General features: G+C 71.9%; 14 protein-coding genes. 9 read left to right on the top strand and 5 right to left on the bottom strand.

What is annotated here, in order from left to right:
- Positions 1–25: 25 nt before the first annotated feature.
- A complete protein-coding gene (locus PINTE_RS11040) occupies positions 26–652 on the bottom strand; it encodes a hypothetical protein (protein WP_068430207.1) in 627 nt (208 codons plus the stop codon).
- Positions 653–1025: 373 nt separating this feature from the next.
- On the opposite strand from PINTE_RS11040, the gene dnaE reads away from it, so the two are divergent.
- A complete protein-coding gene (dnaE, locus tag PINTE_RS11035) occupies positions 1026–4709 on the top strand; it encodes a DNA polymerase III subunit alpha (protein WP_281178876.1) in 3684 nt (1227 codons plus the stop codon).
- A gap of 571 nt (positions 4710–5280) precedes the next feature.
- Here the strand turns inward: dnaE and PINTE_RS11030 are convergent.
- The 4 genes from PINTE_RS11030 to PINTE_RS11015 form a co-directional block, all read right to left on the bottom strand.
- Positions 5281–6837, bottom strand: a complete 1557-nt coding sequence (locus PINTE_RS11030; RefSeq protein WP_281178875.1) for an SDR family oxidoreductase — start codon at positions 6835–6837, stop codon at positions 5281–5283.
- Positions 6838–7299: 462 nt separating this feature from the next.
- Positions 7300–8175 (bottom strand): chitosanase, encoded by an 876-nt coding sequence (locus PINTE_RS11025; RefSeq protein ID WP_217996568.1) that lies wholly within the window; start codon positions 8173–8175, stop codon positions 7300–7302.
- 385 nt (positions 8176–8560) lie between these two features.
- On the bottom strand, positions 8561–9868 hold the full coding sequence (locus PINTE_RS11020; RefSeq protein ID WP_068430200.1) for an acyltransferase family protein: 1308 nt from the start codon (positions 9866–9868) through the stop codon (positions 8561–8563).
- Complete coding sequence (locus tag PINTE_RS11015; protein ID WP_068430197.1) at positions 9865–12285, bottom strand: bifunctional polysaccharide deacetylase/glycosyltransferase family 2 protein; 2421 nt, start codon at positions 12283–12285, stop codon at positions 9865–9867. The genes PINTE_RS11020 and PINTE_RS11015 overlap by 4 nt, the downstream gene beginning before the upstream one ends.
- Before the next feature lie 431 nt (positions 12286–12716).
- Between PINTE_RS11015 and PINTE_RS11010 the strand changes: the two genes are divergently transcribed.
- The 8 genes from PINTE_RS11010 (at position 12717) to priA (ending at position 21866) form a co-directional block, all read left to right on the top strand.
- Positions 12717–13628 (top strand): chitosanase, encoded by a 912-nt coding sequence (locus PINTE_RS11010; protein ID WP_068430184.1) that lies wholly within the window; start codon positions 12717–12719, stop codon positions 13626–13628.
- A gap of 47 nt (positions 13629–13675) precedes the next feature.
- Positions 13676–15874 (top strand): S9 family peptidase, encoded by a 2199-nt coding sequence (locus PINTE_RS11005; RefSeq protein ID WP_068430181.1) that lies wholly within the window; start codon positions 13676–13678, stop codon positions 15872–15874.
- 59 nt (positions 15875–15933) lie between these two features.
- Entirely contained in the window at positions 15934–17385 is a 1452-nt protein-coding gene (gene hisD, locus PINTE_RS11000; RefSeq protein ID WP_084343484.1) for a histidinol dehydrogenase, read from the top strand.
- Positions 17382–18818: a histidinol-phosphate transaminase gene (locus PINTE_RS10995; protein WP_084343483.1), complete on the top strand. Its 1437-nt coding sequence runs from the start codon at positions 17382–17384 to the stop codon at positions 18816–18818. Before hisD ends, PINTE_RS10995 begins: the two co-directional genes overlap by 4 nt.
- Positions 18815–19459, top strand: a complete 645-nt coding sequence (gene hisB, locus PINTE_RS10990; protein ID WP_068430179.1) for an imidazoleglycerol-phosphate dehydratase HisB — start codon at positions 18815–18817, stop codon at positions 19457–19459. The genes PINTE_RS10995 and hisB overlap by 4 nt, the downstream gene beginning before the upstream one ends.
- Before the next feature lie 118 nt (positions 19460–19577).
- Positions 19578–20228: a hypothetical protein gene (locus PINTE_RS10985; RefSeq protein ID WP_157087183.1), complete on the top strand. Its 651-nt coding sequence runs from the start codon at positions 19578–19580 to the stop codon at positions 20226–20228.
- 33 nt (positions 20229–20261) lie between these two features.
- A complete protein-coding gene (hisH, locus tag PINTE_RS10980) occupies positions 20262–20924 on the top strand; it encodes an imidazole glycerol phosphate synthase subunit HisH (RefSeq protein WP_068430170.1) in 663 nt (220 codons plus the stop codon).
- 183 nt (positions 20925–21107) lie between these two features.
- Positions 21108–21866 (top strand): bifunctional 1-(5-phosphoribosyl)-5-((5-phosphoribosylamino)methylideneamino)imidazole-4-carboxamide isomerase/phosphoribosylanthranilate isomerase PriA, encoded by a 759-nt coding sequence (gene priA, locus PINTE_RS10975; protein WP_068430167.1) that lies wholly within the window; start codon positions 21108–21110, stop codon positions 21864–21866.
- The last annotated feature ends 25 nt before the right edge of the window (positions 21867–21891 follow it).

Raw genomic sequence — 21891 nt, 5'->3', positions numbered from 1 at the left:
CAGTCCTGACCGTGACACGCAGTTCTCACGGTCGTTGACGGGCTTCGCCGGCGCCGCTCTGGTGGTGCTCGCCGCCGTGCTCGGCACCGTCGGCTCCGCGTTCATCCGCCACCCCCGCCGCCGCCACCGCCCCTGAGCTCGGGGGCGCTCCTCCGGAGCTGGCCGACACGTTGTTGGCGCCGATGAACACCGTCGGCGTCGTGCAGTCGATCGGTGGCGTCGTCGCCGGGTTCGGGTTGACGACGACGGTCGTCGTCAGCGACATGCGGGTGTTCACGGGAAACCACACCAGCGGGTCCCAGACCTCGTCGTACGTGTAGTACGAGATGTTCGCGGTCGAGATCGTCGTCGCCTGCATGTTGGTGACCGTGCACGTGTACGTCGCGCTCGCGTACGGCCCGAGCCGCGTGGGGGAGCCGGTCACCGAGCAGTTCGAGTCGGTCGCCGAGGAGCGATAGAAGGTGTCGCTCGTCGTGTTCGTGTTCGTGATCGTGTACGTGTACGTCACCGACGACCCCGCCGTCACCGGGCTCGGGGCCGTGTAGCTGAACGTCAACCGACCGTCCGCGCTCGTGCCGGAGGCGGCCCCCGCGACCAGCGCCGGCACGAGCCCGAGCAGCGGGGTGAGCAGCAGCACCAGGGCCAGGGCCACCGCGCGGAACGGGCGCCGGCGGCGCGGTCGTCCGACTCGAGGTCGCCCAGCCGTCACGACGTTCCTCCCGTCCGCTCGCGTCCACTCCTGCGGTCCCCGCGCGCCGTGACCCGCGACGGCCGTGCGAAAACCATTGGCCTCGAAGGCAGTTACGGCAGCCGTCGACTAGTTCTGAGTTCTGCCAGGCAAATTCGCGGTAAACCTCACGAGCCAGAGTGCGGGCGAACGGGATTGCACTGCTCCCGCCGACGACTCCGGCACGACTCCGGCACGACCCCGGCACGACGCCGCGGGGCCGCCTCGGGCGGACACGCCGATCCGCCAGGGCAACCGGGCGGCTGGAGAGTCTTGTCGCACCTCGGTCGTAGGATTCATGGGTCCTCACGGGTCCGGTCGAGCAGCGTCGCGCCGACGAACCGCCCCGCCACCCCTCACCGAGAAAGAGCGTGCGTCGTTGTCGACTGACTCCTTCGTCCACCTGCACTGCCACACCGAGTACTCGATGCTCGACGGTGCGGCGCGCATCGACGACCTCTTCGCCGAGGCCGCGCGGATGGAGATGCCGGCGGTCGCCACCACCGACCACGGGTTCATCTTCGGCGCGTACGAGTTCTGGCAGAAGGCGCGCAAGCACGGGGTCAAGCCGATCATCGGCATCGAGGGCTACCTGACCCCCGGCACGCACCGCACCGACAAGACCCGCGTCAAGTTCGGCGACGGTGGCCGCGACGACGTCTCCGGCTCCGGCGCGTACACGCACATGACGATGTGGGCGCAGAACAACACCGGCATGCACAACCTGTTCCGGATGTGCTCGCTGGCCAGCCTCGAGGGCTACTACTTCAAGCCGCGCATGGACCGCGAGCTGCTGCAGACCTACGGCCAGGGGCTCATCGCGACGACCGGCTGCCCGTCGGGGGAGATCCAGACGCGGCTGCGGCTCGGGCAGTACGACCTGGCCCGCCAGGCCGCCGCCGACTTCCGCGACATCTTCGGGGCCGAGAACTTCTACTGCGAGCTCATGGACCACGGGCTCGACATCGAGCGGCGCGTGCAGAAAGACCTGCTGCGCCTGGCCAAAGACCTGCAGCTGCCGCTCGTGGCCACCAACGACCTGCACTACACCAAGGCCGAAGACGCCAAGGCCCACGCGGCGCTGCTGTGCGTGCAGTCCGGCTCCACGCTCATGGACCCGAACCGGTTCAAGTTCGACGCCGACGACTTCTACCTCAAGAGCCCGCAGGAGATGCGTCACCTGTGGCGTGAGTTCCCGGAGGCGTGCGACAACACGCTGGCCATCGCCGAGCGCTGCGAGGTGAGCTTCACCGAGGGCGAGGGCCGGTACATGCCGCGGTTCCCCTGCCCCGAGGGCGAGGACGAGCGCAGCTGGTTCGTCAAGGAGGTCGAGAAGGGGCTGCACGAGCGGTTCCCCGGCGGCGTGCCCGACTACGCGCGCACGCAGGCCGACTTCGAGATCGACGTCATCGTCTCCAAGGGCTACGCGGGCTACTTCCTCGTCGTCGCCGACTTCATCACGTGGGCCAAGAGCCAGGGCATCCGCGTCGGCCCGGGCCGCGGCTCGGGCGCGGGGTCGATGTGCGCGTACGCGATGAAGATCACCGACCTCGACCCGATCCCGCACGGCCTGATCTTCGAGCGCTTCCTCAACCCCGAGCGCAAGTCGATGCCCGACTTCGACGTCGACTTCGACGAGCGCCGCCGCGGCGAGGTCATCAAGTACGTCACCGAGAAGTACGGCAGCGAGCGGGTCGCGCAGATCGTCACGTACGGCACGATCAAGGCCAAGCAGGCCCTCAAAGACGCCTCCCGCGTCATGGGCTTCCCGTTCGCCATGGGCGAGAAGCTCACCAAGGCGATGCCGCCCGACGTCATGGGCAAGGGCATCCCGCTGTCCGGCATCTTCGACCCCGAGCACAAGCGGTACGCGGAGGCGGTCGAGTTCCGGGCGCTGCACGCCGAAGACTCCGCCGCCCGCGAGATCACCGACACCGCGCTCGGCCTCGAAGGCCTCAAACGCCAGTGGGGCGTGCACGCCGCGGGCGTCATCATGAGCTCCGAGCCGCTCATCGACGTCATCCCGATCATGAAGCGGGAGCAGGACGGCCAGGTCATCACGCAGTTCGACTACCCGACGTGCGAGACGCTCGGGCTGGTCAAGATGGACTTCCTCGGCCTGCGCAACCTGACGATCCTCGACGACGCGATCGCCAACGTGCGCGCCAACCGCGACGAGGAGATCGACCTCGACGCCCTGTCCAAAGACCTCACCGACCGCAAGACCTACGAGCTGCTGACCCGGGGCGACACCCTCGGGGTGTTCCAGCTCGACGGCGGCGGCATGCGCACCCTGCTGCGGCTCATGCGCCCCGACAACTTCGAAGACATCTCCGCGGCCCTCGCGCTGTACCGCCCGGGCCCGATGGGCGTCGACGCGCACACCAACTTCGCGCTGCGCAAGAACGGCCGCCAGGAGATGACGCCGCTCGACCCGCGCCTTAAAGGCCAGCTCGAGCAGAAGATGATCGACGCGCTCGAGCCGATCCTCGGCACGACCTACGGCCTGGTGATCTACCAGGAGCAGGTCATGGAGATCGCGCAGAAGCTCGCCGGCTACACCCTCGGCAACGCCGACCTGCTGCGCCGCGCGATGGGCAAGAAGAAGCGCGAGGTGCTCGACGCGGAGTTCGTCAACTTCGAGAAGGGCATGCTCGACACAGGCTTCTCGGCGGCGTCGGTCAAGGCGCTGTGGGACGTGCTCGTGCCGTTCTCCGACTACGCGTTCAACAAGGCGCACACCGCCGCCTACGGGCTCGTCTCGTACTGGACCGGCTACCTCAAGGCCAACTACCCCGCCGAGTACATGGCGGCCCTGCTGACGAGCGTGCGCGACGACAAGGACAAGTCCGCGCTCTACCTCGGCGAGTGCCGGCGCATGGGCATCCACGTGCTGCCGCCCGACGTCAACGCCTCGATCGGCTTCTTCGCCGCGGTCGGCGACGACATCCGCTTCGGGCTGGAGGCGATCCGCAACGTCGGCGCCAACGTCGTCGAGGCGATCGTGCGCACCCGCGAGGAGAAGGGCGAGTTCACCTCGTTCGAGGACTTCCTGCGCAAGGTGCCCGCGGTCGTCTGCAACAAGCGCACCATCGAATCGCTCGTCAAGGCGGGCGCGTTCGACTCCCTCGACCACGCCCGCGCCGGGCTCGTGCGGGTGCACGAGCAGTACGTCGACGCGCTCGTGGAGGAGAAGCGCAAGGAGGCGGCGGGGCAGGACTCGCTGTTCGCGGCCTTCGCCGGGTTGGGCGGCGAGGAGGAGCAGACCCCGGCGTTGCAGGCGCTGCCGGCGATCCCGGCGGGGGAGTGGGACAAGCAGACGCTGCTCGCGTTCGAGCGCGAGATGCTGGGGCTGTACGTCTCCGACCACCCGCTGTTCGGCATCGAGCACATCCTCGCCAACCACGCCGACACCTCGATCGCGGCCGTCACCGCGGCGGCCGACGACGACCACGGCGCCTCGAACGGGGGCGGTGGGCACGGCCCGCGCGACGGGCACACGGTGACGATCGCCGGGCTCATCACGAGCCTGCAGCTCAAGCGCACGAAGAAGGGCGACCTGTGGGCGATCGTGGTCGTCGAGGATCTCGAGGGCGCGATCGAGTGCCTGTTCTTCCCCTCGACCTACATGACCGTCTCCACGATGCTGTCGACCGACACCGTCGTCGTCGTCAAGGGCCGCATCAACCGGCGCGACGACTCGGTGTCGCTGTACGCCCAGGAGCTGACGCTGCCCGACATCACCGAGGGCCCGCGCGGCCCGGTCGTCGTGTCGATGCCGCTGGCGCGGGCCACGAACGGCATGGCGCTGCGCATCAAGGACGTGCTGCACGAGCACCCAGGCGCCACCGAAGTGCACGTCAAGCTCACCCAGCCGGGCCGCAGCGTGCTTATGCGCCTCGACGACTCGCTGCGCGTCACCGCCTCCCCGGCGCTGTTCGGCGACCTCAAGGCCCTGCTCGGCCCCGCCTGTCTCACCTGAGACGGGGGCCGGCCCGCGCCGGCCTCCGGCGGCAACGCCCCGGCAGCAACGCCCCGGCGCCGACAAACTCACCCCCGGCGGCAACGCCCCAGCGGCGGCGGCCTCACCCCCGGCGGCAGCGCCCCGGCGGCGACGGCCTCAGCCTCGGCGGCAGCGCCCCAGCGGCGACGGCCTCACCCTCGGCAACGCCCCAGCGCCGACGGCCTCACCCTCGGCGGCAGCGCCCCGGCGGCGACGGCCTCACCCTCGGCAACGCCCCAGCGCCGACGGCCTCGCCCCGGCGCCACACCCCCCAGCGGCCCCACCCCTGAATCGCACGTGAGCCTGTGCCATCCGACTGGACCGCCGGGGTGCCACGGAATCGCCTCCGCGGAGCCGGTCTCGCGGCAGCCGGGTGGTCCCGTATCGGCACCCGAGACACCCGTCCCGCAGGCCGATACGAGGGGCCGCAGCGGCCCGAGGGCCGCAGGCGCCGAGGGGCCACAGGCGTCGAGGGCCGCGGGAGCTGAGGGCGTCGCGCGCCCCAGGCGCCGAGCGCCTCAGGCGTCGAGAGCCTCAGGCGCCGAGAGCCTCAGGCGCCGAGGGCGTGCACGCGGCTGCCGTGCGCACCGTGCGCACCGTGCGCACCGTGGGCGTGCGTGCGTTGGGAGCGGGCGACGCGTCGCGAGTCGTGCATCGAGTGCACGCTCGCCGGACGGTGCGCCGGGGTCGTGCGGCCCTCCATGATGGCGACGAGCGCGGGCAGGTGCGCCTGGGTGAGGTAACGGCGCCAGTCGATGGCCGTGACGTCGAAGGTGTCGCGCGGGTGCCGCTGCAGGGCCAGCAGGTCGCGGGTGTTCGTGTCGTCGTAGGTCGTCGTCGCGCACGTGTACGGCTGGTAGAGCTCGACGAAGCCGCGCATGGTCTCCAGGCGCCGCAGGCCGGAGCGCACCGACTCCCGGGAGCCGGTGAACCAGCCGGCGGGCATGAGGTCGAGCAGCGCCCGCGAGGCGTGCAGGGCGCGCTCGCGTCGGCAGGTCCAGCGGTCCAGCGCGGAGGGGTCGCTGAATTCCCAGGAGGCGGGGTGGATCTCGTTGCCGTCCTTGTCGATCCACGGGTGGGCGGAGAAGAAGTCCTGCACCCAGCGGCGCAGTTCGGCGAGCGTCAACGGGTTCGTGGTGCCGGAGCCGACCTGCAGATAGGCCGGCGCGGCCGGCGGTGTGCGCAGCGCCGCGAGCGCCGCGTTGACGACGAAGTCGACCGGGATGACGTCGAGCACGGAGTCGGGCCGGCCGGGAAAGCCGACGAGGCGCCCCTGGGCGTACGCCGCGATGAGCGGATCGGCGACCTTGAAGCCATCGATCCACCCGGGGTAGGGGTAGCGCAGGGCGCTCTCGATGATCGTCGGACGCAGGATCGTCAGCGGGCGACCGGCGCCGGCCCACAGGTCCTCGGCGACGCGCTCGCCGAGGGCCTTCGTCATCGTGTAGACGTCGGTCCAGCCCAGCTCGTGCGCCCGCCGGCGGCCCGCGCGGCGCAGGGCCGCCTTCAGCTCACGCTGCGACTCGTGCTCGCGGGCCAGCCGGGCGGGCGCCTCGAGGGCTGCGGCGAGCTCGGCTCGCCAGTCGACGGCGTGGTCGACGCTGCGCTCGGGCGCGATCTCATGCCGCCCGGTGCCGACGTACGACGTCGAGACGTGCACGACGTGGGCGTCGAGCGTGCGGCCACCGGCCCGCGACAACGCGGAGTACAGGGCATACGGCCCGCCGACGTTCGTCGCGAACGCCGCGTCGATCGGGTCGTCGAACAACACGCTCGACGCGCTGTGCAGCACGCCGTCGAGGTCGTCGGGCAGGTCCGGCACGTCGCGCAGGTCGCCGTCGAGCACGGTGACGCGCTGCGCCCAGTCGCGGCGGGCCGCCCGGCGTCCCACCCGCGAGCGCCACGGGTCGAACACCGGCTTGTCGAACAGCGCGTCGAGGCGGTCCTGGCCGCTGCGCGAACCCCGCGGCCGCACGATGACGCTGACGCGGGCGTCGGTGCTCGACAGCAGGCGTTCCAGCAACGCCTGGCCCACGAAACCGGTCACGCCGGTGAGCAGAATGTGGGGTTGGGTGGGCCCGGGTCGGGGGCTTTTCTCCTGTGGCACGGGTGGCTCCTGCGGTGGGGTGTGCGTGCGTCGGCGGGACGGCTTCTGCACCGGGTGGATCGCGGCGGGCGTCCAGGACGAACGTGTGCTTTGATCCGCGTGCCCATCGGCCACAAACCTCTAACCCTGAGCCAAAGTGCTTGCGTTCGTGGACTCTTCGCGCAGAAACGATATGAGACGGAGCGGATTTCCGGCACCTGACTCGCGTATTGCGCAAGGTGACGGAGCCCACGCGGGTGGTTTTCATCACCAGGCCATGACGCGTTCACGCCCGTTCAATGCCGCGGTCGAGGACCGTGTCCGGGCATGAGAGGGGCGGATGGGGCGCCCGGGTCAAGGGCGGGTCAAGGCGCGACCCGGCGCCGGTCAGGCGCCGGTCAAGCCCGGGTGACCCGAGTCCGAGTCGAACACACCCAAAAACATGAAGGCATAATCAAAGATTGGCGGCGAACGTGGTGGATATCACGGGCAGCGCTGGCTCTGCGGCGCCACGATCGTGAACGAATCGCCGTACATCGTCCACTGCAGCGGGGCGATCAGCGCGAGATTCCCGGACTGGACGAACGAACGCTGCGCCTGCACCCGGGACAGGTCGCGGTGGCCCTCCTCCTGGCTCATCGCCGATCCGCGGGCGTCGAGAAAGGCCTCGAGATAGGCGCTCTCGTCACCGCCGTCCGAGGGGGGCGTGGCCGAGCCGCGGGCCGAGTCGCGGATGCCGGTGAACTCTGTGGGTCCGGTGCCCGAGCCGTGCATGACCATCGTGTCGACGTAGATGTACTGACCGAGGGCCCCGAGCCCGTCCTCGTGGGCGGCGGTGACGGCGGGCTTGATGTACAGCTCGTCGGTGAGGTCGCGCTGCGCGCGCTGGAACCCCGGGTCGCTCGCGGCCTGCGCCCAGGCGCGCGCGAACGGCCGGCCGAGCCCGTCGGTGGAGGAGGTGCCGTCCACCGCCTCCAGAGCCGGCAGGAACTGCGCCAGCGGGTTGTCCGGCTCGGCCTGCGTGTAGCGCTGCACGAGCAGCAGCATGTCGTGGGTCTTGGAGGTGAACCCGACGATGCCGCCGGTGTAGCCGCGGTTCTCGGCGTCGTTGCCCTCGACGTTGTACTCCAGGTAGCCGTACTCGCTCTGCCAGTCGAGGGTGGAGTTCTCGGCCGAGGCGATGAGCTGGCGCGCGATCTCCAGCTTCGCCGGGTCCTCCAGGCCGGAGGTCTGGCTCTGCGGCGCGGAGGCGGTCACGCAGGCCACCGACTCCGGCCGGGTGCTCGACGTGCCACCGGGGCTCGGCTCGGGCCGGATCGACCACACCAGGGCCGCCAGGAGGGCGACCGCGGTGGCCACGATCCCGACGAGGAACGCCCACCCCCGCGGGCTGTTCGGGAGCCGGTGCGAGCGCAGACCCGGCAGTCCCCGCAGTCTCGGAAAGCGTCGCCCCGTCGCCCGCCGCTCCGAAGCCTCCGAAGCCTCCGAGGAGCCCGAGGAGGCCGAGGAGCCCCACGGCCCCGAGGGGTCTTGGCGCGGCGCGGGGTCCGGCTGCCTCGGGGAGCCCGGCTCGTCGTCCGGAATGGCTGGCTCACGCGGTGTTTCGGCTCCCACGCCTCCCGATCGTAGGCGAGCCGCCTGTGAGTCGGAGGTCGTCGAGTGCCGGGCGCGGGACCAGACGCAGCACGCGGGGTGCCGCACCCGGGCTCGGGCGCGACACCCCGCGTGTCGGTCGAAGGCCACCTCAGGCGCGCTCGGCACCCTCGGGGGTCCACCGGCGCACGTACCCGGACTGAGGCACGCGCGTCTTCGCGGTGTGGTGCGCCCGCCGGCGACCAGGCTTGGCGGCGCGCGGCAGCAGCGTCGGGCGGCGCCGGGCGGCGACGTCCTCGACCCAACCGAGGCCGAGCACGATGGCGCCGACGACGACCCAGACCGCCGCGAAGGAGACGAGCCCGGCGACCCACGGGTTGGCCGTGTCCTCCGTGAACCGCTCGGTGTACGGCGACTGCGACAGCCCCCACAGCGCCAGCGCGATCGCCGTGTTGCCCCACAGGTAGATCGTCATCGCACGACGGTTCATCGCCGCGACGAGCCCGTCGAGCAGCGGCAGCTTCTTCATCCACGAGAAGTCGAGGTACAGCCGCAGCAGCAGCAGCACGACGCCGAGGCTGTAGAAGGTCGTCGCCATCGGGATGTCGGAGACGTTCGGGCCCGACTCCGGGTCGGGGTGCGCGAACGCGTAGTACAGGCCGAACGCGGCCAGGCCCAGCGAGAGCAGCACGACGCGACCCAGCGGGATCCGCCGCAGCAGCCCGTCGTGGTGGGCGAACCCGAGCATCCAGCAGCCCATGTACGTGGCGACGTAGAGCATCGTGTCGCCGGTGCGGTCGGAGAGCTCGATGACACCCGCGGTGCTCAGGGCGACGAACAGGACCGGCAGCGCGAGCATCCGCTTGGGCCAGCGGCGGAACAGCCACAGCAGGGCCGGGGAAAGCACCATCAGCCACAGGTAGGTGCTGATGTACCACAGCGGCACCACAAGGTCGTTACCCGCGGCGCTGCCGGGCGGCGTGGCGAGCGGCATCAGCCACAGCAGCATCGTGTCCCACTGCAGCGGGGAGCCCATGTCGCCGCTGACCGTCCAGCCCCACCACAGCATGAGCGGCACGAGCACCAGGCCCATGGCCCACAGCGGCGGCAGCAGGCGGCGCAGCCGCTTGGCGAGCACGAACGCGTAGTGCCGCTGCTCGCGGTCGATCGAGGCCGCCATGAGCGAGCCCGCGAGGGCGAACATGATGCCCATCGACGGGAACAGGATCGGCAGCCAGACCCACCCGAACAGGTGGTAGGTGACGACGCGCACGAGCGCCAGGGCGCGCAGCGAGTCGATGTAGCGGTCCCGGCCACCGCCACCGGGGCGGGCCGAACCGGCTCCGGTCGAGGGGGCCTGGGCGGCCGGGCCCGGCTGGGCGGGCACCACGGCGGTCGGCGCCTGCGGCTCGACGGCGTGCGGGGTGGGCCGGCGGTCGGCGTCACGCGTGGTGGTCATCGGCGGGCCTCCGCCCGGTCGTCGGTCTGGGCCAACTCGGCGAGCCGGTCACGCTGGTCGGACCCGCTGGTCGTCGCGACCCCGTCGTGGTCGTCCATGGAGCCGGAGCGCTCCAGCTTGTTCCACCCCATGAGCCCGCCCTGCACGGCGAGGTGCACCGAGGTGTACAGCAGGTAGGCGCGCAGCGGCTCGAAGACGATGCGGTAGATCGGCACCATGAGCAGGTGCTTCCAGCGCTCGTTCATGAGCCGGATGCCAACGGCGGTGAGCCCGAACTGCACGGTCAGGAAGAAGCCGAAGTAGGTCAGCAGCATGCCCGGCCCGTCGTTCTGCACGACGATGACCGCCATGATCAGCACGAACGGCAGGAAGATCAGCGGGATGAGGATCGAGGCCACGTAGTTCGGCAGCACGTACCAGCCGAGCGCCTTGTGGCGGCGACGGAACATCATGTCGCGGTTCTTGAAGACGGCCTGCAGCGTGCCGTAGGTCCAGCGCTCGCGCTGCTTGAGCAGGTCGTCGACGGTCTCCGGGGCCTCGGTGTAGGCGATGGCCTCGTCGTCCTGGGTGACCCGCCAGCCGCCGCGGTGCATGTTGAGCGCGAGGTCGCAGTCCTCGGCGAGCGTGGAGGTCGAGTACCCGCCGACGCCGAGGATGGCCTCCTTGCGCCAGGCAGCGCACGCCCCGGGGATGATCGAGATGCCGCCGATGGCGTCCTGCGCGGCGCGGTCCAGGCCGATCTGGGTGACGTACTCCAGAGCCTGCCAGCGCGTCAGCAGGTTGCGCTCGCGGTTGCCGACCCGCACGACGCCGGCGACGCCGCCGAGGCGACCGTCCTCGTCGAGCGCGAAGTGCCGCACGAGGTTGCCCACCGTGCTCGGCGTGATGATCGTGTCGGCGTCGAGCGTGACGACGACGTCGCCGACCGCCTCCGCGACCGCCCGGTTGAGGGCCGCGGCCTTGCCGGCGTTCGCCTGCGAGATGAGCCGCACGCGGTGGTCCTGGGCAGCCATCGCCGCCACGACGGAGGCGGTGCCGTCCTTCGAGCCGTCGTCGACGACGACGACCTCGGCCACCGGGAAGTCGGAGGCGAGCACCGTGCGCAGGGTGCGCTCGATGACCGGCTCCTCGTTGTAGGCGGCCAGCACCACCGAGGTGGGCACCGCGAGCTCGGCCGGGTTCGGCCACTGGATGCGCGACCGCCGCCGGTAGCGCCACACCGCGAGCGCGCAGTTCACGCCGCCGAAGATGATCATGAACAGCACGGCCAGGAAGAACAGCAGCCGCATGACGTGGTTGGGCAGGTCGAACATGAGGTCGGCGACGAACGTCGTCGCCTTGTCCGCCAGCGTCGCCTGCACGGGCGCGTTCGCCTCGGCGATGGTGGGGTTGACCTGCGGCATCGTGTGGAACGTGTAGCCATTGGCGCGGGCGTAGGAGATGAGCCGCTGCACGTAGGCGACGCTCATCTCGCGGTTCGGGCCGCCGGCGTCGTGCAACAGCATCGTCACGTTCTGCCCGGAGCTCAGGTCCGGCAGCGGGATGTCGTCGACGGTGGCGCCGGGCTGCGCGTCGTGGTCCCAGTCGTTGGTGTCGAAGTCGTAGGTGGCGTGCGTGATGCCCATGCGCTGGGCCCGCAGGAAGGGCTCGATGGACTCCTTCTCGAGCTCCTCGTCGGGCGAGGTGTACGGCATCCGCCAGATCCCCGCGGCGCGGCCTGTGAGGTCGCGCAGCATGCGGTCGGTGCCGACCAGTTCGACCCGCTCGCGCCACGACGGCTCCTCGTTGAGGTCCGGGTGGGTCATCGTGTGGATGCCGATGGCGTGCCCCTCGCGCGCCATCCGCTGGACGATCTCGGGCGCCTTGACGGCGTTGCGGCCCTGCACGAAGAAGGTCGCGGGCACGTGGTTGCTCGCCAGCACGTTGAGCAGCTTCGGCGTGACGACGGGGTCGGGCCCGTCGTCGAACGTCAGCGAGATCGTGTGCGAGGTGTTCTGCGCGTAGCCGAACCGCTCGATGACGTACGGGGCGTCACCGATGGCCTGCGCCTGCTCGGGCGTGAACTTCGTCAGCTGCACCCCGGAGAACGGGTCGAGACCGGCCAGGCCGGCGCTGCGGTCGACCTTGACGACCCGCTCCAGCGGGCCTTGGCCCACGACCGGGGCGTCGGTGCCCGCCTCCTCCTTGGTGATGTCCGGACCGAGCGTCAGCGTCGACTGCTCCGGTGACTGGTAGGCCTGGACCCCGTAGATGCCGATACCGGCGACGAGGAAGAACGCGAAGATCGCGGCGAGCAGGCGGTGGCGTCGCCGGCGCCGACCGGTCGGGTCGAAGAAGACCGCGGTGGCGCCGTGTGCCGATCCCCCCGTGGCACTGGACTCCTGTGGGCCCTCCGAGGGCCCCTGATATGTATTCATGTCTCCCCAAGGCATGTGAATGCCAACAAACGCACTGTGGGCGCAGCCACGACTGGCCCCTGATGTAACGGAACGGGGCGGACCACACCGTCACGCTCCGCGACGGGACGCACGTTTTGCCCCCCGGCACTGCGTCGTCCGACACCTTTCCCCACTTGCCCTCAAACCCCAATGGGATTGAGAGCCCCCTCGGGGCCCCTCGCCGGACGGCGACTGATGTAAGGCTAGCGAAACCAGGGCGGACGTCCAAGTCGTCTCCTGTGCGATCGTCCAGCTTTCACTCGTTCGTCACCCGGAAGCCGCTGCCGTCAAGCGGCTTTCGATGAATCTATGAACTGTCGCCGGTGGCGGTCGACAGGACGGGTGCACCGTCCCCCGTCCCCCCGCGCCACCCCCCTCGTTTCGTGGCTCTCAGCTCGAGGAGTCCACCTGTGTCCCCTGCGCGCGCGCACCGTCGCCTCGCCACCGGCGTCGTCCTGTCTGCCCTGGTCACCGGGGTGGTGACCGCCGTTCCCGCCGTGTCGGCGGGGGCGAGCACGCCGTCTGATCACGCCCGACCCGTCGCGGCAGCCGGGCTCGCCCCGGGTGTTCCCGCCGTGGCCGCTGCCGCCACGGACACGCTGTTCACGCCGCGGTTGCGCAACGTGGCCTTCCAGATCCTGTGTTCGGCCGAGAACTCGAGCCTGAACTGGCGCGCCCAGTACGGCTACATCGAGTACAACGTCGAGAAGAACTCCGCCGAGAACCGCGGATACACCGCCGGGATCATGGGGTTCACCTCCAAGACCCACGACATGTACGTCCTGGTCAACGACTACGTGCGCGCGGCCCCGACGAACAACCCGCTCAAGCCGTACCTGCCGGCCCTGCGTCGCGTCGACGGCACCTCGTCGCGCAAGGGCCTGGGGTCGGGGTTCGTGCGCGCCTGGCGCGCCGCGGCCAAGGACGCGCGGTTCCGGGCGGCCCAGGACCGGCTCGCCGACACCATGTACTTCCGGCCCGCCGTCAACCGGGCCATCGCCGACGGACTCGGCCCGCTGGGGCAGTTCGCGTACTTCGACGCCATGGTCATGCACGGCCCGGGCAGCGACAAGCTCAGCTTCGGGGGCATCCGCTCGGCGGCGGTGAAGAAGGCCCGCACGCCGGCGGCCGGAGGCGGTGAACGCGCCTATCTCGAGGCGTTCCTCAACGCCCGCGTGCGCGCCATGCGCGCCGAGGAGGCCCACAGCGACGTCTCCCGGGTCGAGACCGCGCAGCGGCGTTGGCTGCGGGCCGGCAACCTGCAGCTGCGGCTGCCGCTGACGTGGTGGGTCTACGGCGACAAGTACACGATTCGCGGCTGAGCCCGGTCGGCGGCGGTCTTGTCGGTGCCCCCACCTACGCTTCGGCCATGGTCTCTCCACCGCTCGCCGATCGCCGACCGCACACCCGTCGTCACCACGGTCGGGTCACCGTCGACCCGTACGCGTGGCTGTCCGACCCGCACGACGAGTCGGTCCTGGCCCACCTGCGCGCGGAGAACGACTACGCGCAGGCGCTGACCGAGCACCTGGAGCCGTTGCGCGAGACGCTCTTCGAGGAGATCCGCGCGCGCACCCAGGAGGCCGACCTGTCGGTGCCCGTGGAGTACCGCGGCTGGTGGTACTACGGCCGCACGGTAGAAGGCGGCCAGTACGGCATCCGCGCCCGCGTGCCGGTCGAGCCGGGCGGGTCGCGCCCGGTCGTCGAGGCGGGCCGGGTGCCGCCGGGGGAACAGGTGCTGCTCGACGGCAACGCCGAGGCCGGCGCCAGCGAGTTCTTCGCGCTCGGCGCGATGGAAGTGAGCCCCGACGGCGGCCGCCTGGCGTACGCGGTCGACCTGCGCGGCGACGAGCGATTCGCGCTGCGCGTGCGCGACCTCGTCACCGGCGACACCCGCGAGGAGGTCGCCCCCGTCGGCTACGGGGTCGTGTGGTCCGCCGACGGCCGCTACCTGTTCTACACGCGGGTCGACGAGGCGTGGCGGCCCCACGAGGTGTGGCGCCACGAGGTGGGCCGCCCGCAGGCCGACGACGTGCTGGTGCTCGCCGAGCCCGACGAACGCTTCTGGCTCGGCATCGGCTCCTCGCGCGACGACCGCTGGCTCATCGTGGCGGCCGGGTCGCGCACGACGAGCGAGGCGCACCTGCTCGACCTCACCGACCCGACCGGGCCGTTGCGGTGTGTCGCACCGCGCCGCGACGGTGTCGAGTACGACGTCGAGCCCGCCGGTGACGTGGTGTTCGTGTCGCACAACACCACGCGACCCGATTTCGAGCTGGCCTGGCTGCCGCTGACCGACGAGCCGGGCACCCAGCACGAGCCGGTTGAGGCGGGTGAGCCGGGTGAGCCGGGTGATGGCGTCGGCGCGTGGGGGCCCTGGCGGCCGTGGTTGGCCGTCGGCGAGGGGGAGCGGGTGGTCTCGCTCGACGCGTTCGCCGGTCACGTCGTGGTGTCTTTGCGCAGCGGTGGCCTGACCGCGCTGCGGGTCGTGCCGCGAGCGGTCGGGGCCGGTCCCGAGCACGGTGAGCCGTTCGACCTGCCGGTCGAGGAGGAGTTGTACACCGTGGGGCTCGGTGACAACCCGGCGTGGGAGAGTTCCCGGCTGCTGTACACCCTCGAGTCGTTCCTCACCCCCGCCACCGTCGCCGAGTTCGACCTCGCCACCGGAGCCTCCCGGGTGCTCAAGCGCAAGCCGGTGCGCGGCGGCTACGACCCGGCCGCCTATCGGCAGGAGCGCGCCTGGGCGCGAGCCCATGACGGCACGCTGATCCCCATGTCGCTGGTCATGCGCCGCGACACGCCGCGCGACGGCACCGCGCCGGGGCTGCTCTATGCCTACGGCGCCTACGAGGCGTGTCTCGATCCGTGGTTGTCGATCCCGCGCCTCGGCCTCCTCGACCGCGGCGTCGTCTTCGCCGTCGCCCACGTGCGCGGCGGCGGCGAACTGGGTCGCGCCTGGTACGAGGGCGGGCGGCTGGAGCACAAGCCGAACACGTTCTCCGACACGGTCTCCTGTGCTCACCACCTCATCGACGCCGAACTCGTCGCGCCGGGGCGCCTCGGACTCGAGGGCGGGTCCGCCGGTGGCCTGCTCGTCGGGGCGAGCCTCAACCTCGACCCGAGCGTGTTTCGCGTGGCGCTCGCGCAGGTGCCGTTCGTCGACGCGCTCACCACGATGCTCGACCCCACGCTGCCGCTGACCGTCATCGAACGCGACGAGTGGGGCGATCCGCTGCACGACGCAGCGGCGTTCGACCTCATGGCCGGCTACAGCCCGTACGAGAACATCGCCGCCACCACCTACCCCGCGATCCTGGCGACCACGAGCCTGCACGACACGCGGGTCTCTTTCGCCGAACCGACCAAGTGGGTGGCCCGCCTGCGCGCTCTCGTGCCCGACTCCGCCGGGCCGATCCTGCAGCGCACCGAGCTGTCCGCCGGGCACGGCGGCCGCAGCGGCCGCTACGACGCCTGGCGGCAGTACGCCTGGGAGACCGCGTTTCTCCTCGACCAGCTGGGAGCCACCGCCCTCGTCGCGGGCGCCCGGTCGCCGGTGGCCTCGCCATGAGCGTCGTCAGGGCGGACGGGCTGGTCGCCGGTGCTGCGCGGCTGCCTAAACTGGGGCGAGTGATCAGCCGACTCGACCTGCGAGGCACCCTGCCCGAACCCGCCGAGTTGCGTCAGGCCCTTCCCCGCGCCGACTTCGACATCGACGACGCCCTCGAGGTCGTCGTGCCGATCTGTCGCGACGTGCGTGAGCGTGGGGTCGTGGCGCTGCGTGAGCTCTCGGAGCGCTTCGACGGCGTGACGCCGGAGCATCTGCGCGTGCCGGCGGCGGTCCTCGACGCGGCGCTCGACCGGCTCGACCCAGCGGTGCGCGCGGCTCTGGAAGAGTCGATCCGCCGGGCCCGTCTCGTGCACACGGCGCAGCTGCCCGCCGAACACACGACCGAACTCGCCCCCGGTGGTCGCGTCACCCAACGCTGGCTCCCCACCGCCCGCGTGGGTCTGTACGTGCCCGGTGGCTTGGCCGTGTACCCCAGCAGCGTCGTAATGAACGTCGTGCCGGCGCAGGTGGCTGGGGTGGGCTCGATCGCGGTGACGAGCCCGCCGCAGCGCGACAACACGGGCGTCTTCACGGGTTATCCGCACCCGACGATCCTGGCAGCCTGCCGGCTCCTCGGAGTCGACGAGGTGTACGCGGTCGGTGGCGCCCAAGCCATCGCGATGCTCGCCTACGGCGTGCGCGGGCTCGAGGGTGACGCCACCGGCGCTGTCGGCTCCGCCGACGTGTGCGAGCCGGTCAACATCATCACCGGCCCCGGCAACGTCTTCGTCGCCTCGGCCAAGCGGCACCTGCGCGGGCTGGTCGGCATCGACGCCGAGGCAGGCCCGACCGAGATCGCGATCCTCGCCGACGACAGCGCCGACCCCGACCACGTGGCCGCCGACCTCGTCAGCCAGGCCGAACACGATCCTCTGGCCGCCGCGGTGCTGGTCACCGACAGCGAGGCGCTGGCCGGTCGCGTCGAGACCGCGTTGGTCCGCTGGGTCGGCGCCACGAAGCACACCGAACGCGTCGGCACCGCCCTCGCCGGGAGGCAGTCCGCGATCGTGCTCGTCGACGACCTCGCGGCGGGCCTGGCCGTCGTCGACGCGTACGCGGCGGAGCACCTGGAGATCCACACCCGCGACGCGGCGGACGTCGCGCGCCGGGTCACCAACGCGGGAGCGATCTTCGTCGGCAGCTACTCGCCGGTCAGCCTCGGCGACTACAGTGCGGGTTCGAATCACGTGCTGCCCACGGCGGGTACGGCCGCGCACACCGGCGGCCTGTCCGTGCACGCGTTCCTGCGTGGTGTGCAGCTCGTCGAGTACGACGAGACCGCGCTCGCGGGCGTCGCCGAGGGTGTCGTCGCGCTGGCCCGCGACGAAGACCTGCCGGCGCACGGCGACGCGATCCTCGCTCGCGTCGGGGGCGCCGCCACCATGGCCGCTCCGGGTCAGCAGAGTCAGCAGGGTCAGCAGGCTCAGCCGATTCAGCAGGGTCAGAGCGCGGAGCCGGAGGTGCAGCGATGAGCACCGACACCCCCGGCGACCTCACCGCCGACCCCGTCGCCGACACGATCGCCGCGAACACCGCTGCGTCTACGGCCGGATCGGGCGCGGCCGGATCGGACGCGGCCGGGTCGGGCACGGTCACCAACACGGCAGCCGCGACCACAGTCGCCTCGGGTTCGGCGGCCGATCCCGTCGACGGCCGGGGCGCGAGTGCGGCCCTGACGCGGCTGCTGCGCCCCGACCTCGTCGGCCGCACGGCCTACGGCGCGCCGCAACTCGACGTGCCGGTCGCTCTGAACACCAACGAGAACTCCTACGCGGTGCCGCCGGAGGTCGTCGACGACATCGTCGCGGCGGTCGCCGCGGTGGCGCCGGGACTGAACCGCTACCCCGACCGCGAGTTCACCGCCCTGCGCGAGGATCTGGCGGCCTACCTGACGCGGGTCACCGGCACGGCGCTGACGCCGGAGCAGCTGTGGGCGGCCAACGGGTCCAACGAGGTGCTGCTGCACCTGCTGCAGGCCTTCGGTGGTCCGGGCCGCGTGGCGCTGGGCTTCACCCCGTCGTACTCGATGCACCCGATCATCACCCGCACGACCGGCACACGCTGGGTCGACGGGGAGCGCGGCGCCGGCCACCGTCCGGGGGCCGACGGACGGGTGCCTCCCGTCTCCTACGATCTGATCGCCGAGCACGTCGTGCGCCAGGTGCGGGAGCACGACCCGCACGTGGTCTTCCTGTGTTCGCCGAACAACCCGACCGGCACCGCCGTCGGGCTCGACATCGTCGAGGCGACCTACGACGCCGCGCCCAACGCCCTCGTCGTCGTCGACGAGGCCTACGCCGAGTTCGCCCGCCCCGGCACCCCGAGCGCCACGACCCTCTTGGCGGGGCGGCCCCGGCTCGTCGTCTCCCGCACGATGAGCAAGGCCTTCGCGCTCGCCGGCGGCCGCGTGGGCTACCTCGCCGCCGACCCGGCCCTCGTCGACGCGCTGCGCCTCGTGCGCATGCCCTACCACCTGTCGAGCCCCACCCAGGCCGTGGCGCGGGCCGCGCTCGCGCACGCCGACACCCTGCTCGGCACCGTCGAGGCGATCAAGGCCCAGCGCGACCGGATCGTCGCCGAGACGCGGGCGCTGGGGCTGGAGCCCGTCGACAGCGACGCCAACTTCGTGCTCGTCGGCGGGTTCGCTCGGCCGCAGCGCACCTGGCAGGCGCTGCTCGACGCCGGTGTGCTCGTGCGCGATGTCGGCATCACCGGCCACCTGCGAGTCACCGCCGGCACCCCGGCCGAGACCGACGCGTTCCTGGCCGCTCTCGGCGCGCATCTGCGAGAGCACCCCGACGCCCTCGTAGGCTCGGCAGCGGACGGGCACCGGGGCGATGCGAGCCCCGGCGACCCTGGTGGGTCAAGCGGCCCCGATGACCCCGACGACGAGGAGCGGCGATGAGCGACGATCCGATCCCGCGCACGAGCACAGCCCCCGCCGAGCGGCACCGCACCGCCGAACTGACGCGGTCGACGTCCGAGAGCCAGGTGCACCTGCGGCTCGACCTCGACGGCACCGGCGAGGCGCACGTGCGCACCGGGGTGCGCTTCTACGACCACATGCTGATGAGCCTGTCCAAGCACAGCCTCATCGATCTGCACGTCGAGGCCGAGGGCGACGTCGACGTCGACGGGCACCACACGGTCGAGGACGTCGCGATCGTGCTGGGCGACGCGTTGCTGCAGGCCCTCGGCGACAAGCGCGGCATCCGCCGCTTCGGTGACGCGTGCGTGCCGCTCGACGAGGCGCTCGTGCAGGCCGTCGTCGACGTCAGCGGCCGGCCGTACGCGGTGCACGTGGGTGAGCCGGCGGGGCAGGAGTACGCGCTCATCGGCGGCACGTACGCCGGGTCGATGACCAGGCACGTCGTCGAGACGCTCGCCCACCACGCGCAGATCGCGCTGCACGTGCGGGTGCTCTCGGGTCGCGATCCGCACCACATCGTCGAGGCCCAGTTCAAGGCCATCGCGCGGGCGTTGCGCTCGGCGATCGAACCCGACCCCCGTGTCCTCGGGATTCCCAGTGCCAAGGGCAGCCTCTAGACGCCTGGCCGCGCGTCGCGGCCGGCGGGCCATCTCCATCGGCCGCGGGTTCGTGCTGTCCCGGTGCCGCCCGGAGACCGCGATCGCGTGGAGCCGGCGCGGGTTGGGTGCCGCGACCGTGGCCCCCCTGGAGGGCTGGACCGTCGTCATGCCCACCGGGCCGGCCCGCGCCCGCTACCCGTACGACGACGCGGTCGCCAGCCTCGCCGGGCGCCCGGTGGGGCTGTGGATGCGGCCCGCGATCGGGGTCTTCCAGCTCGGCCGGCAGGCCGTGCTCACCGTGCATCCCGACGCGTGGCGGGCCGTGCAGCGCTGGGCCATCTGGACGCCGCGCGACGGCCTCGTCGCTCCGATCGGGCTGGCCGCGGCGCGTCCGGCCGACCTCGTCGCCGCCGCCGGGCTGCTCGAGGAGTCGGGCCGCGCGCCGACTACCGGGCAGGCCGGACATGCCGGGCAGGAAGGGCCCCGCGCCGGCCACGACGCGGCGTCGACTGGCGGGCCGCTCGCCGCGACGGGCTCGACGGGTCTTGCCGCCGACGCCCCGGCTCGGCTGCGCGCGGTGCTGCGCGACGGCGACAACGACGCGACCGGGGTGCTGGCCGGCGTGCTCGACATCTTGGAGTTGCCCGGCGCGCAGCTGCTCACGGGCGAGGTGAGCGTCGAAGACCTGCCGGGAGCCAGGCTCGTCGAGCCCGCGGGTCGGCACGCGCGCGCGTTCGACCGGCTCGTCTCCGACGAGGCCCGGCACCGCATCGAGATGGAGGCCTGAGCTGTGCCCGTGTTGCCCCCCATCGACCCCCGCATGATCGGGGCCCACCGCACGCCGCGGCCGCGGGTCGTCGTGCTCGACTACGGCAGCGGCAACGTGCGATCCGCTGTGCGGATGCTCGAACGCCTCGGCGCCCGCGTCGAACTCACCGCCGACCGCACCATCTGCCTGGAGGCCGACGGGCTCGTCGTGCCCGGCGTCGGCAACTTCCACGCGTGCATGACCGGGCTGCGGGCCGTCGACGGCCCGGCCCTCGTCGACGTGCGTCTGGCCGGCGGCCGCCCGGTGCTCGGCATCTGCGTGGGGCACCAGGTGATGTTCGAGTCCTCCACCGAGCCCAGCGTCGGCCCGGCGCAGGAGGGCCTGGGGGAGTGGCCAGGTGTCGTCGACCGGCTACCCGCGCAGGTCGTGCCGCACATGGGGTGGAACACCGTGCAGGTTCCGGACGGGAGCCGGTTGTTCGACGGCGTGCAGGACGAGCGGTTCTACTTCGTGCACTCGTACGCGGTGCAGGAGTGGACCCTGCGCCCGCAGGGCCCCTTCGAGCGGGTCGCGCCGCTGGTCACGTGGAGCGAGCACGGAGCCCGATTCGTGGCCGCCGTCGAGAACGGGCCACTGTCGGCCACGCAGTTCCACCCGGAGAAGTCCGGCGACGCCGGAGCCCAGCTGCTGCGTAACTGGCTCGGCACGCTGTGACTCCCCGTCCGGACGAGCCCGTCCAGCGCGTCCAGCCGGCCCAGCGCGCTGAGTCCGGTCGGCCCGTCCAGCAGGTAGGCCCGGCCTGTCCGTTCAATCAGTGAAGCCCGTCCAGCCCATTTAGTCCGTCCAGCCCGTCCAGCCCGCCCAGTCCGTCCAGCCCGTCCAGTCTCGGAGATCGTCATGAACACCCCCGCCCAGCACCCCGCCGACGCTCCGCGCCTGGAGCTGCTGCCCGCCGTCGACGTCGTCGACGGGCGGGCCGTGCAGCTGCAGCAGGGGGTGGCCGGCTCCGGCTGGGAGTTCGGCGACCCGCTGGAGGCGGCGCTCGCCTGGCAGGAGGCCGGGGCCCAGTGGCTGCACCTCGTCGACCTCGACGCCGCGTTCGGGCGCGGCAGCAACCACGAGCTGCTCGCCCGCATCGTGGGCGGTCTCGACCTGTGCGTCGAGATGTCCGGCGGCATCCGCGACTCCGCCACCCTCGAGCGGGCGCTGGCCACCGGCTGCCGCCGCGTCAACATCGGCACCGCCGCGCTGGAGAACCCCGAGTGGACGGCGGCCGCGATCGCCGAGCACGGCGACCGCGTGGCCATCGGCCTCGACGTGCGCGGCACGACGCTGGCTGCCCGCGGTTGGACCCGCGACGGCGGTGACCTGTGGGAGACCCTGGCCCGGCTCGACGCCGAGGGCTGCGCCCGCTATGTCGTCACCGACGTCGCCAAGGACGGCATGCTCGCCGGCCCCAACCTGGCGCTGCTGCGCGACGTGTGCGCCCGCACCGACCGCCCCGTCGTCGCCTCCGGCGGCGTCTCCACCCTCGCCGACCTCGAGGCGCTGCGCGGCCTCGTGGCCGAGGGCGTCGAGGGGGCGATCGTCGGATCCGCGCTCTACAAGGGTGCGTTCACGCTGCCGGAGGCGCTCGACGTCGCGGGTCGGCCGTGACCGGGCGCGAGCCCACGCCCGGGGC

The sequence above is a fragment of the Piscicoccus intestinalis NBRC 104926 genome, assembly GCF_001515525.1.
Classification (GTDB): Bacteria; Actinomycetota; Actinomycetes; order Actinomycetales; family Dermatophilaceae; genus Kineosphaera; species Kineosphaera intestinalis.
This window is presented reverse-complemented; position numbering and strand designations above follow the sequence as displayed.

What these genes read in the sequence shown, in the direction of transcription:
- dnaE (WP_281178876.1), top strand. Translation starts at nt 1,026, where the DNA reads ATGGGTCCTCACGGGTCCGGTCGAGCAGCGTCGCGCCGACGAACCGCC.
- PINTE_RS11020 (WP_068430200.1), bottom strand. Translation starts at nt 9,868, where the DNA reads ATGACCACCACGCGTGACGCCGACCGCCGGCCCACCCCGCACGCCGTC.
- PINTE_RS11015 (WP_068430197.1), bottom strand. Translation starts at nt 12,285, where the DNA reads ATGAATACATATCAGGGGCCCTCGGAGGGCCCACAGGAGTCCAGTGCC.
- PINTE_RS11005 (WP_068430181.1), top strand. Translation starts at nt 13,676, where the DNA reads ATGGTCTCTCCACCGCTCGCCGATCGCCGACCGCACACCCGTCGTCAC.
- PINTE_RS10995 (WP_084343483.1), top strand. Translation starts at nt 17,382, where the DNA reads ATGAGCACCGACACCCCCGGCGACCTCACCGCCGACCCCGTCGCCGAC.
- hisB (WP_068430179.1), top strand. Translation starts at nt 18,815, where the DNA reads ATGAGCGACGATCCGATCCCGCGCACGAGCACAGCCCCCGCCGAGCGG.
- hisH (WP_068430170.1), top strand. Translation starts at nt 20,262, where the DNA reads ATGATCGGGGCCCACCGCACGCCGCGGCCGCGGGTCGTCGTGCTCGAC.
- priA (WP_068430167.1), top strand. Translation starts at nt 21,108, where the DNA reads ATGAACACCCCCGCCCAGCACCCCGCCGACGCTCCGCGCCTGGAGCTG.